Source organism: Massilia sp. YIM B02769 (assembly GCF_030411995.1).
Taxonomy (GTDB): domain Bacteria; phylum Pseudomonadota; class Gammaproteobacteria; order Burkholderiales; family Burkholderiaceae_D; genus Telluria.
Genome location: NZ_JASNRC010000008.1, coordinates 297,256 through 313,067 on the forward strand (window position 1 = coordinate 297,256; position 15,812 = coordinate 313,067).

General features: G+C 55.4%; 20 protein-coding genes. 5 read left to right on the forward strand and 15 right to left on the reverse strand.

Translation table 11 applies throughout. From position 1 onward, the window contains the following. Positions 1–192: 192 nt before the first annotated feature. The 3 genes from QPK31_RS15135 to QPK31_RS15150 form a co-directional block, all read right to left on the reverse strand. On the reverse strand, positions 193–330 hold the full coding sequence (locus tag QPK31_RS15135; RefSeq protein ID WP_290423757.1) for a hypothetical protein: 138 nt from the start codon (positions 328–330) through the stop codon (positions 193–195). 591 nt (positions 331–921) lie between these two features. Continuing rightward, positions 922–1,524 carry a DUF4326 domain-containing protein gene (locus tag QPK31_RS15145; protein ID WP_290423758.1) on the reverse strand — a complete coding sequence of 201 codons (603 nt, stop codon included), beginning with the start codon at positions 1,522–1,524 and terminating at the stop codon, positions 922–924. Positions 1,525–1,526: 2 nt separating this feature from the next. Then, positions 1,527–1,967, reverse strand: coding sequence for a DUF488 family protein (locus QPK31_RS15150; RefSeq protein ID WP_290423759.1), 441 nt, complete (start codon positions 1,965–1,967; stop codon positions 1,527–1,529). Positions 1,968–2,185: 218 nt separating this feature from the next. Between QPK31_RS15150 and QPK31_RS15155 the strand changes: the two genes are divergently transcribed. Further along, positions 2,186–2,899 (forward strand): hypothetical protein, encoded by a 714-nt coding sequence (locus tag QPK31_RS15155; protein WP_290423760.1) that lies wholly within the window; start codon positions 2,186–2,188, stop codon positions 2,897–2,899. Positions 2,900–3,154: 255 nt separating this feature from the next. On the opposite strand, the gene QPK31_RS15160 is transcribed toward QPK31_RS15155, so the two are convergent. From QPK31_RS15160 to QPK31_RS15170, 3 genes are read right to left on the reverse strand one after another with little or no spacing between them, the layout of a single operon-like run. Then, positions 3,155–4,312 carry a hypothetical protein gene (locus QPK31_RS15160; RefSeq protein ID WP_290423761.1) on the reverse strand — a complete coding sequence of 386 codons (1,158 nt, stop codon included), beginning with the start codon at positions 4,310–4,312 and terminating at the stop codon, positions 3,155–3,157. After that, entirely contained in the window at positions 4,305–5,243 is a 939-nt protein-coding gene (locus QPK31_RS15165) for a hypothetical protein (protein WP_290423762.1), read from the reverse strand. Before QPK31_RS15165 ends, QPK31_RS15160 begins: the two co-directional genes overlap by 8 nt. Further along, the gene (locus QPK31_RS15170; RefSeq protein WP_290423763.1) at positions 5,240–6,241 is read right to left on the reverse strand and encodes a nucleoid-associated protein; all 1,002 of its coding nucleotides are present in this window, start codon (positions 6,239–6,241) and stop codon (positions 5,240–5,242) included. The genes QPK31_RS15165 and QPK31_RS15170 overlap by 4 nt, the downstream gene beginning before the upstream one ends. Positions 6,242–6,686: 445 nt before the next feature. Between QPK31_RS15170 and QPK31_RS15175 the strand changes: the two genes are divergently transcribed. Both QPK31_RS15175 and QPK31_RS15180 read left to right on the forward strand, forming a co-directional pair. Beyond that, a complete protein-coding gene (locus QPK31_RS15175; protein ID WP_290423764.1) occupies positions 6,687–6,839 on the forward strand; it encodes a hypothetical protein in 153 nt (50 codons plus the stop codon). A gap of 514 nt (positions 6,840–7,353) precedes the next feature. Next, positions 7,354–8,592: a site-specific integrase gene (locus QPK31_RS15180; RefSeq protein ID WP_290423765.1), complete on the forward strand. Its 1,239-nt coding sequence runs from the start codon at positions 7,354–7,356 to the stop codon at positions 8,590–8,592. A 103-nt stretch (positions 8,593–8,695) separates the two neighbouring features. On the opposite strand, the gene QPK31_RS15185 is transcribed toward QPK31_RS15180, so the two are convergent. Continuing rightward, a complete protein-coding gene (locus QPK31_RS15185; protein WP_290423766.1) occupies positions 8,696–9,031 on the reverse strand; it encodes a hypothetical protein in 336 nt (111 codons plus the stop codon). Between the two features lie 205 nt (positions 9,032–9,236). Here QPK31_RS15185 and QPK31_RS15190 point away from each other — a divergent pair, with 205 nt between their 5' ends. Together QPK31_RS15190 and QPK31_RS15195 are read left to right on the forward strand one after the other, a co-directional pair. Then, complete coding sequence (locus QPK31_RS15190) at positions 9,237–9,485, forward strand: hypothetical protein (protein ID WP_290423767.1); 249 nt, start codon at positions 9,237–9,239, stop codon at positions 9,483–9,485. 344 nt (positions 9,486–9,829) lie between these two features. After that, positions 9,830–11,002, forward strand: coding sequence for a hypothetical protein (locus QPK31_RS15195; RefSeq protein ID WP_290423768.1), 1,173 nt, complete (start codon positions 9,830–9,832; stop codon positions 11,000–11,002). A 57-nt stretch (positions 11,003–11,059) separates the two neighbouring features. Here QPK31_RS15195 and QPK31_RS15200 read toward each other — a convergent pair whose 3' ends face one another. From QPK31_RS15200 to QPK31_RS15235, 8 genes are all read right to left on the reverse strand, one after another. Beyond that, positions 11,060–11,317: a hypothetical protein gene (locus QPK31_RS15200; RefSeq protein WP_290423769.1), complete on the reverse strand. Its 258-nt coding sequence runs from the start codon at positions 11,315–11,317 to the stop codon at positions 11,060–11,062. Next, positions 11,314–11,679 carry a hypothetical protein gene (locus QPK31_RS15205; RefSeq protein ID WP_290423770.1) on the reverse strand — a complete coding sequence of 122 codons (366 nt, stop codon included), beginning with the start codon at positions 11,677–11,679 and terminating at the stop codon, positions 11,314–11,316. The genes QPK31_RS15200 and QPK31_RS15205 overlap by 4 nt, the downstream gene beginning before the upstream one ends. Continuing rightward, positions 11,676–12,131: a lysozyme gene (locus tag QPK31_RS15210; RefSeq protein WP_290423771.1), complete on the reverse strand. Its 456-nt coding sequence runs from the start codon at positions 12,129–12,131 to the stop codon at positions 11,676–11,678. Before QPK31_RS15210 ends, QPK31_RS15205 begins: the two co-directional genes overlap by 4 nt. 14 nt (positions 12,132–12,145) lie before the next feature. Further along, positions 12,146–12,382 (reverse strand): HP1 family phage holin, encoded by a 237-nt coding sequence (locus QPK31_RS15215; RefSeq protein WP_290423772.1) that lies wholly within the window; start codon positions 12,380–12,382, stop codon positions 12,146–12,148. Positions 12,383–12,446: 64 nt separating this feature from the next. Beyond that, complete coding sequence (locus QPK31_RS15220; protein ID WP_290423773.1) at positions 12,447–12,929, reverse strand: hypothetical protein; 483 nt, start codon at positions 12,927–12,929, stop codon at positions 12,447–12,449. Then, the gene (locus tag QPK31_RS15225) at positions 12,929–14,902 is read right to left on the reverse strand and encodes a hypothetical protein (RefSeq protein WP_290423774.1); all 1,974 of its coding nucleotides are present in this window, start codon (positions 14,900–14,902) and stop codon (positions 12,929–12,931) included. The genes QPK31_RS15220 and QPK31_RS15225 overlap by 1 nt, the downstream gene beginning before the upstream one ends. A 1-nt stretch (position 14,903) precedes the next feature. Beyond that, on the reverse strand, positions 14,904–15,428 hold the full coding sequence (locus tag QPK31_RS15230; RefSeq protein WP_290423775.1) for a hypothetical protein: 525 nt from the start codon (positions 15,426–15,428) through the stop codon (positions 14,904–14,906). A gap of 110 nt (positions 15,429–15,538) precedes the next feature. Further along, a partial coding sequence (locus QPK31_RS15235; protein WP_290423776.1) for a hypothetical protein occupies positions 15,539–15,812 on the reverse strand: 274 nt, incomplete at its 5' end.

Sequence of the window (15,812 nt, forward strand, 5' to 3'; positions counted from 1 at the left end):
TGGCACGTCAAGATGCGAACCACAAACCAAAGTGCCCCCCGTCCTACCTGCAGTCCGGCTTGGCTCATCTAACACTTAACGCAGCATATTGCAGCAACGAAAGGGTCCTCGAAAAATGAAATGCCGGTCGACAAGTCCCCAGCGAGCGCCGTCTGGTGGTGCACCGAGCTCGAATGGACGTCACCGCTTAATTCAGTCAGACGAGTTTTCCTGAATCTTCAAGACGTAATCCAGAGCCGCCTCTTCATTATCCTCCTCATTATCATAGCCAAACATGTCTTGGAGAGTTGGAAGTTCATCGTCGTCAATCGAGTCATCACGCTCGGACATAGTTCCCCCTTGAGGTGTGGTTGATCGAGAAGACATGCTATCACTCTATCCTTGCCCACACCACATACTTTCAACGGGTGATGTCTTCTTGATAACGTAGCCATCGAGTGACACTGTGCGCATAGTCAGCGGAGCTGCCAGCGAGTCGAGCTCACCGCCTGAAGCAGGTGTTGTAAGCGCGCCAGCCCGAGCGGAACGACGACACTGGTCCATCACAGCGATTGCGGCGGACAATGCGTCACTATCCGCTACACCGAACAACTGGTCGAACCGCGTTGTGCCGCCTGTGAAGTAAGGGGGACAGCTACGACAATGACTAGCCGAGACCATCCAAGACCGTTAATGGGCTCTACAAGGTTGAGTTGATCAACCGTCGTGCTTCTTGGAAGACACGCGCCCTTAAACTAGCGAGGCTGGAAACGGTGGCCTGATTCAACCATAACGCCTACTCGAATCGTGCGGCCATATACCACGAATTAAGTGGCGTCCACGGAACCCGAGGCGGCTCAGCTTGCTGCTCAGCCCACGTCACTTCCGCAGCGTAAGTTTTTCATCCAGCGATACTTTTGGCCCGAGTAGCCAAACGCATATTCACTGCCCGTCGTCCCAACTATTTAGGAATTCAGCCAACACGTCGCCGTGGCAAGCATCAGGCTTGCAGAAACAGCCCAATCTCTTTCCAGCAAGTTTATACACTTCGGTTTTCTTTTTGTTTGGGAATTTATCGAACTCGAAGTCATACTTGAACTTCCTGATCACTTCGTCACGACTCTCCCCACCGGTGAACATGGAGTAAGGATTTCCCCAATAAGATCCTCTGCCGATGTACTCATAACTCAAAGTGCTTCTTTGCGATGCAAAGTGCGTTTCCTTCTTTATGTTAACAACGCGAGTAATCCTTATCTGAATTTCACGGATTGGGATGCCCCCATCTTTCAGCAGTTCAACTTCCTTCCGAAAAACCTCTCCATCATCAAAGACGATGGCATGCGTGATAGAAAAAGAAGACCAATCCGCAGCCTGGATTAAGGTGGCATCTGAACGGCTGAGAAAGAATTCTTGGATAAGGCTCTTATTGTCATGAGGAAATACAACGGAGAAGTTCTTAATCCTACTAAGAATCTTCTCTATCTTTCTGTTGAACTTGCTTTGACTTGCAAACTCGACTGGGTAAAGAATAAGAACAGTAGGCATTCTCAAAAAAGATGATTCACAGTCAAGTTCAGATCTGAGTTCTTGTTGAGGTATTCGACTACCAGTCTGCGGTGACACATATGAGGCTCGTGCTCACTGCAAAGTAAGCAGCCTTGGTCTAACAATTGTGGCCGCACGCTTCTCTCAATATTCCTTCGAGCCATCAAATTTAGAAACTTGTCTTCGTAGGCTGTCCACGTAATTTTGCCATCTTTATACGGTTCCAGAATGTCCTTTGTTGGTGCTAAGTCGGGCACGTGGACATATTCTGCATCACAAATTTCACGCAAAAAATATTTGAGGTCGTCTTTCTTAGCGAAGCCCGCTAACTGAGAGACGTTATTTAGTCTCACATCAACGAGAGTGCGAACATTTGACTTCTTAAGCAAGGTGAAAAACGATTGCGCGCTCTTCTTTGTGAAACCTATCGTGTAGACGTTCAAGTGTATCCCCTTGTGGCCGAAATTTAACTTTCATTGATTTCCTCCGGCAATGATCGTTTGGAGGGCAGCAGCATTCTATTTATGCACTTTAACTCAAGTAGACAGAAGCAGCATGAGGTGCTCTCACAGTTGTTGCAAAAGTTCTATTTCCGTGCTGAAATAGACTGGTTAGCTCGTGTATTCACACGGTAAGTTTTCTAACACTTCTGCTGTATATCATGTACACAAAAACTATTATCTGTTTAGCCAACTCTAGGAAGCCCCCTTCTGGGCGTTGCATTGCAGGGAAAGAATTTATTAACGGCCAAATCGGCGGTTGGGTACGTCCGATCAGTACTCGTTCTGGACATGAGGTTTCCGAAGAAGAGCGCCGCTACCACAACGGAACCAAGGCACAGTTGCTCGACATTGTCGCGATTCCACTCCTCCGCCCCGATATTCAAGGTCATCAGGTGGAAAACCACGTCCTGAACGACCACCAATATTGGGTTAAACAAGGCGTTGCAACTTGGCAACAAGTCCTCGCCGCTGTTGAGGCGCCCGCCCCCGCCTTTTGGGGAAGTTCCCAAAGCACCTATCACGGGCTGCGTGACAAAGTGGCTGAGGCAGATGTTGCCAACATCGGGCGTTCGCTGCAACTAGTCGCTGTGAACGACTTGACAGTACAGGTTCAGGCCGAAGCCGGCTTTGAGAACAATCCTTCACGGCGCCGAGTCCGGGCTCGTTTTACTGTTCTTGGCACCCAGTACCTGCTGTCTGTCACCGACCCAGTGATGGAAGAGCACTACCTTGCGCAACAGGATGACATATACGCTGTCGGCAATGCTGTTCTGTGCATTAGCCTCGTCGAAGTATTTCACAATTTTGCATTTCGGGTTATCGCGTCGATCATTACGCCAGAAGTGTGTGACGCTGCAGCAGCGCGTCCGTAAAAACTGGAGCTTTACCTGAGTTTGCACAAGCGCAAGTGAGAGGGGCGTAAGCATTACTGCGCTCCTCTATTTCTTCGAAAAACGTCTAAAACAGTATTCGTGCGATTTCTAACCCGGTCAACTCTGCGCTTATAGAACGAAATACATACGTTCTAAAAAAGCATTGTTAACATTATTTAATGGCGATATAGCGAGCAAAGCCACGACCTTTACACTTTGCGCTTACTCCGCATCTACACTGAAATTTCGCCAGGCTCAGGTTTCGCCAACCTCAGTCTTCCGCAACTCACTGAACAACGCGTTAACTTGTCGGCGTACCGTATCGGTGATCTGTTGCCGCACGCCCGCAATCGTCTTAGCACTCGCGTTTCCACCGCTGATCGTTACCCTGTCGACAGAGTACATGAACGGAGCGTACATGATTCGTTCAGCAGTCTTGATACGGTCGAAGTTATAAATTACGGTGCACGTTCCAGTGTTTGGTCCGAGTTGGAAAGAATACTCAACCATGAGTTTAGTAATGAAGAAGTACTCGTAGTGTTCCTTACTCGCGAACAGAGCAATATCGTTCAGTTTGTCTCCGTCGATCTTGAGATTACGAACAGCCCCTTCCATCCACTTTATTTCTGGAGCATCTGGTAGTGATTCAAGTCGCTCATTTCGTCTGATAGTAACGTCAACGATGGTGCCTGGTTCCTTGTTACCGCCAAAGTGCGCCGCGATTTTTAAAAAGAATAGAATACGGCTTTTGTTTTCAAATGAGCCAAACAGTATCTTTAATGGTTCACTATCCCTACTAACCCCGCTCTGCTTGAACGTTGAAGTCACAGTCTTCAGAATCTGATCATTGATTTTCTGCGTCTCTCTTGACGAGACTTGCGACAGCACCTCTAACCGCAAATCCCTTCCTTGCTGCTTTATGACAATCTTCCCAGTAAAGTTCAGATCACGCCCCAGTAGGTCCTGACTATAGTCGCGCCTGTTAATCTTATACTCGATAGATGCAGAATGTGTGCCGTCAAAAGCCAATGTGGGGTTAGACGTAAACCTCACCCCGTGGATTTTATCGAGATCAACAAGGTCCACTAGGCGACCGCTGATAGTACGAATACACGATTGCCAATCGACGTCCGCGTTGACTAGCTTGATCTCCTGGGGTTGTTCCTTCGGCTTCGTTTCCCGCGAGATTGAGGTTTCAAGCAGCGCAACGAATTCGTCAGGACGCAATATGGAAGACGCGAGAATCGGGATCGTGTGTTCCTTATAATTATTTGCGCAGAACACGCCCTTCGCCCGTAAAGTCGATGCTACTTCTCCGTATGATATATGATCACTCCCGAGTAAAATTCGGAGTTGTTCACCGTGCGGTAGCCAGTTATCGGCTTCGATCTTCTTTTGGAGACTGTCAGTCATAGTCAAGGGAGTCCAGGTTGGATGGGACGAAGCAGAATGGTACGAATTTCTTCTTACGAGCGACAAATGGCAGTTCCGCACTTTGTGCTTCATTCCTATGCTGCGCTAGATTAAAGTCCGGAAAACCAATTCGAACCTCCCGAGTCCATGCACCTGCGATGCCAAGGGCCAACGAGAGCACGCGGCGGTATGCGTCACGATCGAATGACTGGTTGACGTAGACGAACAACGTTTCCTCCCCATCCAAAACGACCTTCATTGGGATTACATCCGCGACGACCATTTCTAGTGGAAGGACATTCCCGTGGCGCTCGTCCAGCCTGTTCACGAGGTTTCCCGTTTCCGGGTAAAGAAAATCGTAGTGTCCACTAGATGTTTTCTTCACATGGTCGGTGATTTTTTTGAAAAATTCAATTCGCGCTCCGTCAACAAAGTACACATTCTTTGTGCACGTTTCATCGAGTCGGACGTTTTTGACAACCGAAAGAATGTCTCGGTCTACTGACTTCATATCGGTGCTAGTCCAGATCAACAGGCCAGAATGTTCCTTGTATCGCCTTCCGTCGAAACTCGACAACAACTCCAACAATGATTGGTCGTACTGAGCACATGCGATGATGTCGTTAGCTTGTTCCAAATGTGCTTTGAACTGGGATTTCAGTTCAGTATCTCGCTCCGCATAACCATCCAAGTTGTTCTTGATAGATATGTGAACAATATCCGTCCGGTCGTCATAAAATGGGTTATTATAAATATAGACACGATCGTCCCCATGGCTGCCTTTTTGCTTATCGGTAGGAGTACGATGTGCACCGTTGCTACACTTGATACTGACGGACCTGAGGCTTGAACTCCATCCGATCATCTCCAAAAAACTCAGCCCGAGCCTTTCACCGTACTCACCCGAACTTTTAGAGTTTTCGCCGCTCATTTCGCCCCTTCCATTTCAATAGTAATTGTTACAAAGCGCCGATCACTGGAAAATGCGCTTTTTATTGCCTTCGCAGAAGTTTGGGCCGAAAGCAGTAATTCTATGCCCTTTGCAATTGGGACGCGCTTAAACACATTAGCGGCTGCCCGGTATGTTGTTTTCTGCTCAAGCACATGATTAGGCTCTAACTCCAGTCCCGTAGCTGTATCCACCATATGGCGTAGTTTCGCTGCCTTCTCAGGACCAACAAATGATTCGCCTGCATCGAGAAGCCCTTGGATTGTTGGAGCATCGTCGGCGAGCACGCGGTTGATCTCTTGCTGATAGCTTGCAACCGCTTGTGGCTCCCCAATCTCGCGCACCGTTTCCTTGACCAGTCTGGCGACATACGATGCTGCTGACTTCTTTGTAGGTAACTTTTGTACTTTTAGGAATTCATCTAGCCAATAAGAAGTCGAAGACCCTTTTTCAAAAGCGTAAAGGAAATCATGGCCCTTAGGGATTATCGCGGCCTTTTGGAGATTGCGTGGATCAATTCCTAGACTTCCTCGTACTAGAAGCGCGCCATTTTCTTCGTAAACGGAAAGGAAATCTTCCTTCGTTTCCGTCTTAAAGATGCCCAACGCATCAACCTCTTTTTCTTCGATTAAAACCCCAGAAAACAAGACAATAAAAAGATCGCCGCTTGGCACGCTAGGGTGGGTAGATTTGCTGTATAGATGCTTGGCTATTTTTTCAGAAGTAACGTTGAAGCCTTCATCATTATCGAAAATTGATTCGGCGAAAACTTTAATTTCGTTAAGATTGGTGTCCGATTCGTGAAAGAATCGAAAAATTTCTGAATTCCTAATGCCGCCTAAATAGTTTCTTAAGATAATAGATCCGACGTTCTCATCTAGCTCCGTCGCCTCTTTCGAAATCAGGATTCCCTCGTCACGTAACTTGTTACCAACGGAATGGGTTATAAAGCGACGAATTTTTGCTTGTGATATGTTCATCTCAGCTACCTAGCGTATTTAGATTGACAATGTGACAAACTTCTTGCGTAATGTCAACGTCTTTGAACGTCTAGGGAGGTGGCGTTGCCCCGTAGGAGGAGGGTCAAAAAGTTTCACCGCAAAAATCCGAGAGACCACCTCGAACCGGACGCAGGCGCACATCCCCCGTACCCATGCGATCTCTACATGCGCGCCCGCAAGTGCGTTTCCTGATGCGCACGCGCGCGTTTGACTGGGTAAGCATGTTGATGCGAGCACCAAGTTCGCCCCCGAGACTCTTCAAAAGTCCGATCCTTGGCTCTCGATGGGTATACCTATTTGGAACTTTCCATTGTCGTCTGCTGCGTCCCTACATCTCAAGTTGTAATCACAGAATGAGGGGCTGCTCTACTTTTCTAAACGCTCGGACGTAAAGGATCGTAGAAGCGGCTTACATGACATGACAATGGAAATGAAGAAGCGAGGGTATCGACCTAACCCATCAAAACAAGCGCAGCAGGCTAAGCTTTACGCGGAATGGCTGGTGGATCATGAAGACGAACTTGCCGAACGCAATAGCGAGTTGGAACGCGCCAACCAAGGCAAGAACGCGGCCTAAGCAGCGAAACACCGGGCGAAGCTTCTGAACGCCATCCCGACGTGGGGTGACTTGACGGCGGTCGATCGGCTATACACAGAGGCGGCGGCATCAGGCATGCACGTTGATCACATTTACCCTTTACGGGGCGAAACCGTATGCGACTTGCACATAGCAAATAACCTGCGCTTGCTCACGCCCTTAGAGAATCTGAGGAAAGGTAACCGGGTTTACGACATGCCAGATGCACCAGCAATCGAAGGCGTCAAGCAATGAGAAAAGCGTTTTCCATTACTCCAAATCGCCACTCCAACAATGGAAAAGGATTGGCCGGAAAACGCTTTGTTATCAGGCACTTACGTGCCGTGGAAATTCCTGGCGGAGAGAGGGTCCGCCGGAGTAGAATCCGGCACCGTCCGCCTGAATCCGTATGTTCTTGATTTTGCTCGCGTATTCGCTCTTCGATTGTCCGGCTTAGTCCGCTAAATTCCGGTACAATCCGCCTATCGTGTGTGGGTACAGGTGGGGGTAGAGAATGGCAAGGACAGTCGAAAAGCTCAGTGCGCTGGCGGTGACGCGCGCCACTGCGCCGGGCTACTACAACGACGGCGCCGGGCTGTATTTGCAGGTGGCCAAGGCTGGCACGAAGAGCTGGATCTTCCGCTTCAGGATGGGCGGCAAGCAGCGCGAGATGGGCCTCGGCCCGCTGCACACCGTGAGCCTGGCCCAAGCGCGCGACAAAGCGAAGGAGTGCCGCGCGCTGCTGCTGGAAGGGACCGACCCTCTTGAAGCGCGCAACGCGGTGAAGCTCGACGCCGCTCTCGAGCGCGCGCGGACTGTCACGTTCGACCATTGCGCTGAGCAGTATATCGCAGCGCATCGTGGCAGCTGGAAGAACGCCAAGCACGCGGCCCAGTGGGAAAGCACGATAGCGACCTATGCCAGCCCGATCATCGGCAAGCTGCCGGTGGCAGCCATCGACACCGCGCTGGTCGTGAAGGTGCTGCAGCCGATCTGGCAGGAGAAAACGGAGACGGCAACCAGGCTGCGTAGCAGGATCGAGAACATCCTCGACTGGGCGACGGTGAGCAAGTTCCGAACAGGCGAGAACCCGGCGCGTTGGCGCGGCCACCTGGACAACTTGCTGGCGGACCCGAACAAGGTCGCGAAGGTCGCGCACCATGCCGCCCTGCCGTGGCAGGACATCGGCGCCTTCATGGTCGACCTGCGCCAGCGCGCCGGCGGCGCCGCGCGCGCGGTCGAGTTCGCCATTCTGACCGCTGGCCGATCCGGTGAGGTGCGCGGCGCGCGCTGGAATGAGATTGACCTGGATGTGGCGGTTTGGACTGTGCCGGCCGAACGGATGAAGGCCGGGCGCGAGCACCGGGTTCCTCTGTCGACGGATGCGCTGGCCCTGTTGCGTTCGCTACCGGCGGTCGGCGAGCACGTCTTCCCGGGCCAGCGCGGTGATGCGCCAATGTCGGACATGAGCTTGACGGCGGTGCTTCGCCGCATGGATCGCAAAGACATCACCATCCACGGGTTCCGCTCGACGTTCCGCGACTGGTGCGCGGAGTCGGTCGGCAACTCGTTCCCGCGCGAGGTCTGCGAGCACGCCCTGGCCCACAGCCTTCCGGACAAGGTCGAGGCGGCCTATCGGCGCGGCGACCTGATCGAGAAGCGCAAGGTCCTCATGCAGGTCTGGGCCGACTACTGCGGCAAGATACAGACCAGCGCCACCGTGGCGCCATTGCGGCGTGACACGGCGGCCTGATCCCGATTGCGACATCACGAAGAATTGCCGCGTATTATTGCGCTTCCGAAGTTGTACTTCTGGCCCGACCGCAATCGGGCTTTTTTTCGTCAGACTGCCTGGGCTATGCTGCATGGGCAAGCGCAGTCTCGATTGCGTCACGCAGCGTCGATATCGAAAATGGCTTGGACAGAAAGCTGTCGAACCGAATGATTTTTTCGGAGTCAAGTTGCTTATCGAGCAGCAGGATCACTCGGGTCGGAGGGCTCGTTCTTTCCGCGTCGGTAATGAGGCTGTCGTCGTACGGCGTGCACACCGCGTCGAAGAGAACGTAGCTCATGATCTGCTGCGCCGTGAGCGCATCCGGGACCGCCACTACATGGTGGCCGAGATTCTGGATCATGGATTTGACTACCTCTCGCGTCTGCGCCGCTTGCTCCACCAACAGGAACGTCTTCATAGTTGCCTCTCAGCGCAATGAAGTGAAGTTACCCCATTCTGCCGCACAAACAGCCCAGAGTCTAAGTCCAATGCATGACGTTGACACAGCAGCGAACTCGACTGCGGCACAACTATGCACTGCGCATGGTCGCGCACGGCAACTCGTGACACCTGCTTCCTGCAGTCGTAAGCTCATCCCATCATGAGGATGCGAGGGTGCTCACATGGATGCGATGCTCGACCTTTACCAGGTTATCGCGGAGCGCGAGACCGGCTTCTGGATCACGCTGCCAGTGCCGACAGGCCAGACCGTTTCACGCGACGAGTGGATCCGCTTGAACCAAGCCGACCCTGACCATTGCCAAATCATTGCCTTCGCGCCGGACGCCGAACTTCCGCTCCAATCCATGGCGGATGAGGTCGTCGTCGAACAGGCCCTTGCGGTGACCTGGTCGGACGAGACACTGCATTAGCGCTCAGGTGCATGAGACGCCCGCCTTTTCTTACCGGCAGTGCATACGCGCGGTACCGATCTTCACTGGCCTTAAATCGGTTCATCTTTGCCGACGACGATCAGGTACGCAGTGCCGCCATAAGATGGGCGCGCGCTTGGGGGATGCGGGCAAGTTTGCCGCCTAAATATTCGTGATCTTGCGCTACCCCAACCCTTACCGCAAGGCTTCACTCCGTTTAACACTTTTAAAGATCCGTTCACACTTTTGTGACTTTTCAAGCATCTTTTCAGGACTCAGGTAACTATAATCCTCCCATTTCCGAGCCTATCTTTGTAGGCTGAACTAGAGGCTAAAGCGATATCATGCGCCTGATTGAAACACATGTTATTCCCCGTCCAGATGGTCGTCATAGGCTAACTGGAATTGTAGAATACGCCGATAACTCCCGCGAAGATTATTGGTTTGAGCTTCCGTTTGAATACCTGCCGAGTCTGTCCGGCAACCCTTGGCTAGCTATCCTGTTGCCATTGGCTGCAACGTTGGGCGAGGATCTTGAAATTGATCTTCCGGTTGACCCGAGTCTGTTGCTTGGGGTCGATGCAGTGATGCGCCTATGGCGCAAGTGGTATCCGAAGATGCACCTTGTGCAGGTGAGGGTGCCACATGTTGAGCCAGTTCATGCTAGGCCAACCGATGTTGCCTCCTTTTTCTCCGCTGGCGTAGACTCAACTTTTACAGTGTTGAGAAGACCAGATGCGACTACGTGGATCACAGTTCACGGCTTTGACATGCCTCTGGCGAATGCTGAAGCGTTTGAGCAGCATCAGATCCGACTAGCTCGAATTGCAAATGACTACGGCAAGCGTTTCGTAGCTGTAGCAACGAACATCCGGGAAACCCGGTGGCGTCACGCTCACTGGGAAGCAGTTTCACATGGGCCGGCATTAACAGCGGTCGGCTTGCTCTTCGAATCGTACTTCGGCGAAATTCTGATTCCTTCGTCCTACGATTACGATAGTCTTGATCCTTGGGGCTCGCACCCACTGCTCGACACACAGTATTCGACCTTGCGTACTAAGTTCGTCCACGACGGAGTGGCTCTGTCGCGGACCGAGAAAATTGGTTACTTGGCCGAGCACGAGCGCGCTATGCGCGAGTTGCATGTCTGCTATCGCGGCGCCGACTCAAAAGGCCAAGATCACCAGAATTGCAGCAGATGCGAAAAGTGCTATCGCACTATGATCGCGCTTGATTTGTTCGGAAAGCTAGACGACGCAATATTATTTGACCGCAAAAAGTTTGAAATGGATCGAGTACGCAAGATCTATATCAGCCACGTTCTAGACGATAAGTTCTTCATAAGCCTGAGCAGGACGGCTGCAGAGGCCAAGCGCTTTGACGTGGTTGAAGCGATTGAGTTCGCGCGCCGGCGCTCGCGTCGCATCAAGCGACTAGAACTTTTGACACGGATGCCTGTGCTGTGGCGTGCTGGTATTGCATTGCAAAAGCGACTACTGCGCGATGCGCCAAGATAAGTAAGCACGAGTCCTTCTGCTCAAACGTTGAGCTTACTTGACGCATTGCAGTAGGAGTCAAGGCACGTTCGTTTCATGCACGGGAGTGCACCCGGCGATGATCACCTCGAGCTTTAGGGCGTAGCCCTCCCAGGCGGCGCTGTCGATTAGTGCGGCTTGCGCGGCTGCCTTGTCGCCCGGGTAGGCGCCGGCGCCGAAAGTGCCTACCGGGCGCGCCGGCACCTTGCCGACACAGCCGACTGTGACCGGTACCGGGATCTTCTGCGGCTCGGCCGCGCAGCCGGACAGCAGCAAGCACAGGATCAGCGCCCTCACCGCCAGCCCTCCCACGCCTCGCGCATCACGCCGCTGCAGTCCGGCGCCTGGCTGGCTGTCACGGCCGCGCCGCGGTTCCTCGTCCTCGCGATGGCGGAGGCGGCGAACTTCTCGGCCACCTGGCGGCGCTCGTCGGCAGCGCGCTTCTCGGCACCCAGCTTTTCGATCGCGGCGCTCTGCTCGGCCAGCAGCTTCTCGGCGGCGACGCGACCGCCCTTCTCGACCGCCATCGCCCGCTGGTGCACACCATCCAGGCGCCAGCCGTTGACGACGGCGCCGGCGGCGGCCGCACCGGCCAGCACCAGGGCGAGCGCCGCCGCGCCGGCAGCGATCCGGTAATTCGTCAGGGTGATGTCGATCATAGCAGTCCTTTCAAACACAGCTCGCGTTCGGCTTGGCGCCGGCGCGTGAGGCCGCGCACTTCCTTGCCGCCGACCTTGTTCCACATGAGCAACGCGTCGCAGGCGCCGGCCATGTCGCCAGCATTGGCCCGGCGCGCCATGCTCGATCCGCAGAACGCCGACACGCCGATGTTGTACGCGGCGTCGACGAACGCGACCCGCTGGCCAGCGGTCAGCCGGCTCATCGGCACGCAGCGCGCGACGCCGGCGGCGTGCCGCTCCAGGTCACGCTCGAGCTGGGCGCGGCACTCAGCCGGCGTGTATGTCTTGCCCCACATCGCGTTCTCGGTGGCGCCGGTGCAGTACGTCAGCACGCCGGCCAGGTCGCGGTAGGTGGTCAGCTTCGTGCCTTCGAAGCTGGGCGTGAAGGTAAGCAGCGCGGCCGCCACCGCGGCGCCGACGATACTGGCCAAGCCAGCGCGCCGGATCACTTCTTCATCCCCTGCGCGAGGATGCGCGCGAGCAGCTCCTGCTCTTCGAGGTCTTTCAGTCGCTGCTCGCGCTTGTCCCTGCGGTCCGCATACCAGGCGTTCAGCAGGAAGGTCAGGATGGCCATCAGGATGCCGACCAAGATGGCCCAATCGTTCATCGTCAGGGTGCCGATCCCGAGCGAGCTGGCCGCGCCGGCGTAGCTCGTCATTTCGGGGATGTTAGATTTGCTCATGGATGCCTTTTCATTGGGCGTAAAAAAAAGCCGCTGGTCGCGGCCTGGATGGCGAGCACGCCGATCAGGCGCGCATCAGTTGGGACTTGGGGTAGTCGGCCATGTGCAGGTCGATCGGGCGGACGCGCTTCATCACGGCCGGGTCGAACAGGCGGAGGCCGCCGGCGAGCAGGATCGCGAACGTGTAATCGCTGCACCACCACTTGCTGTCATCGGTCCAGTCTTCCGAGTAGGTCAGCGGGATGCCGACGGCGCCGGCGAAGTCGTAGCCCTTCCCTACCTGGGCTTCGGCGAACGCGCGCGCGGCGTCGATATCGGGCACCGCCACCGGCATATCCCGGTACACGACGATTCCCTTCATCAGCTGGTCGACCGTGTCGGCGCGGCAGCCGTGCGTCATCGAGGCCTCGTAGGCGCGGTCGCCGATGATCGTGATCGAGTGGCTGAATACGCGCGAGCCAGCGGCAACGCCGACCGCGAGGCTGATCGGGTTATAGGGCCAGCGGCTGGTGAGCCGGACCGTGACAATTCCTGGACGTGGTTGCATCAGATCTCCTCGATTTCAAGGGTGGTTGAGTACGCGCCTGCGAACTGGTAGGCGATGTCGGAATCCTTCGTGCGCCGGCCGTAGACCGTGAAGTCGCGCTCAAGCGCCAGGTCTGGGTGCTCGGGAAACACGCTCATCAGGATCGGGTAAGCCCGGCTGTTGCGCACTAGGTCGAGGAACCGCGCGCGGTCTACCTCGGGCATCGCGCGCAAGTCGACGGGAACCTTGCGGCTGATCGTGCCCGGGTCCACCAGCTGATCGCCCGCAGCACCTCGCGAAATCTCCGTCCGATCGATAACGGACACCGATGTTGCCGAGGCGTTATACCTCGTCGTCAGTACCGGACCGACTACCATGCATGCGGCGGCCTCGACGTATCCCTGGAAGTTCCCCGGATCGTTGATCTCGACGCTCAGCGTGCGCACCATGACTGCGGCCGGCAGCCAATGCCGTCCGCAGGCGCCGCCGCCATATGCGTAAGCGCTCGACGCCTGGGCCGCGGTAAATCCGCGCAGCTTGACGGCCGGCGCCGGGCAGGCCAGAACCCAGCCGCTGTCGTAGCCGGCGCCCTGCCAATTGTCCATGTAGCCGTCCGGCCGCACGCCAGGGGTCGCAGCGACGCTCGGGTAGTAGCTGGTGACCTGAGGACCAGGCTCGAGCATGGCACCCCACACCAGCATTCCCTTCGTGGTCGAGTACTCCTGAGACAGGTTATAACCACTCGTAAGCATAGGGGCATAGGTGTTATCAGTCACCAGGGGGCTGATGTAGAACTTACCGACCTGCACTGTAACCTCGTTGCCCGTCATGGCCACATATGGCGCAACCAACACATTGCTGGCAGTATTGATCCGGAAAGACATGTACGCGGTCACGTCCGCTTTCGGTGTGAACTCGAAACGGAGGCGCCAATAGCCATTAGCCACGGCTTCAACAGAAGCATTTTTGACGTCAGCACCAACCTGGTAGCTTATTGCTCCCGTACTGAGGTTAAGCATAACTCCCTGAGATACCCCGCCACTGGACATGGCAGCACCAACATACCGCTGGGTTCCCGATTTCTGTTTTACCGCCAACTCAACGACCAAAGTGCGACCAGCCTCTGCGCGGATCGGCACCTCGGCATAACGATGCAGGGACGACGTGCCGGTTACCTCGGTAACTTCGCTGACTCTCCAATTCGGATAAGCGTTTCCAGTATCGACATCATTCGCGCTAAGGTTGCTCTTTGTGAACATCCTCGCGATAGTGCTTTGCAGCCCTGGAAAAATCCGGAAGGTCGGGCTAGTGCCGCCGGCGAGGCTGTTCCAGCCTTTAAGCTTAAGGCGGTGATAGCCGTTCGGCGCAGGGACTACGTCCACGGTAACCGCCTGACCAGCAGCCTGTTGAATGTAGCTGGTGCGCCCATCTTCGAGATTCACATCCAGCACACTGATGCCGCCGCTTTTGTCCATAAGGGTCAGTGCGACTCGTTCCAACTCTTGTGCCTTGACGAACACAGACCCTGAATAGACCGCGTTATCTGCCAATCCTGTGACAGTCTGGCTCAGGTACTGCAGAGTGCCGCCGCCACTCGTCCAGGTGAAACGGTCAGCAGTGCTAGCCCCGTCGGGAGCTACGCCAGTATTAGACGCAATATTGTAGGTGCTAAGCCCTGGCAGGCACCACGTCGGACTCGACGTGTTGAAGGTCTCGGTGAACTTCAGCAGGTTCGTGGTGCCCAGCTCGGCAGTAGCGCGCACGCGCCATTGGGCAGTCGGCGAGAGGTTGCAGAACGGCAGTGCGACGCACCCTACCTGCTCTGCCTCGCCCCAGGTCGCCGTGTACGTCACTGTCTTGCCGGTGGCGCGGTGGACGGCGGACTTCTTATCGCTGGCCAGGTTGCTCACTGCGAGGGCGCCAGCCGTGGAGGAAGCGACGAGCGACGACGCGCGCGCGATCGCGTTATCAGAAACGATTCTCAGGTTGGGCATGCTATTCCGTGGTGGTGGTGTTCATCTGCAGGGCCAGCGCCTGCATGTCGGCTTCCATGTCGGCCACGATCGTGGCGATCTCGCCGGCCGTCGCAGCGTGGCGGACGTCCTCTTTGTTCGCCAGACGCAGCGCACGGATATCGTCGAGCAGCACGTACCAGCGGTCGGCGGTGGCCAGGATGTCGTCGGCGGCCTGGCGCGCAGTCCAGCCGGCGCGCCACTTCGCCATCGCCCAGCTGGCCACGCCCGGCGGCACGTAGGCGTCGTCGCCTTCGGGATAGCCGGCAGCGCGGTACTCGCGCGCGTGCTGCTCGGCGCGCACGTACTCGGGCGTCTGGGTCATCTTGCTGATGACAGCCAGGCGCAGCGCTTCGCCGGCGGCGTCGATCGCACCGATCGCCTCGGTGCGGTACGTCTCGGTTGGCCTTGTGTCGGACCAGACAATCAGCTCGTTGACCAGGTGCGCCACCTCGGAATCGCGGCGGCCGGCGCGACTGAACTCGCCGTCGAAGCGCAGCAGGCGCACACCGGGCTCGTTTTCTGCTCGCGGCAGAATTGGGCCATCATCGGCATCGTCTTCCATGCTGATCCCCAGGATGAGATTTTCTTCACCCTGCTACCTCTCAAAAGGCGTCTTCATTGGTTTTGTCCCGAGCCGTGTTGCCAATAGATCTGGCAACCTGCGCGCGCAACGGCGCCGTTGTCGTCGATCACTTCCAGCGATACCCAGACGACGTTGACGAGGTTGCTTCCGCGTCCCCTGATGACTATCGACCCTCCCTGAGGATCGCCTGACATCACGACTTCGCCTGACGGCCCCACCTCTGCATTCATGGACCAGCGGTACTTAAATGGCCCAGTCCCATCAGTCAGCGTCGGCGACAAAGTTGCGTACGTGACAAGCGTGGAT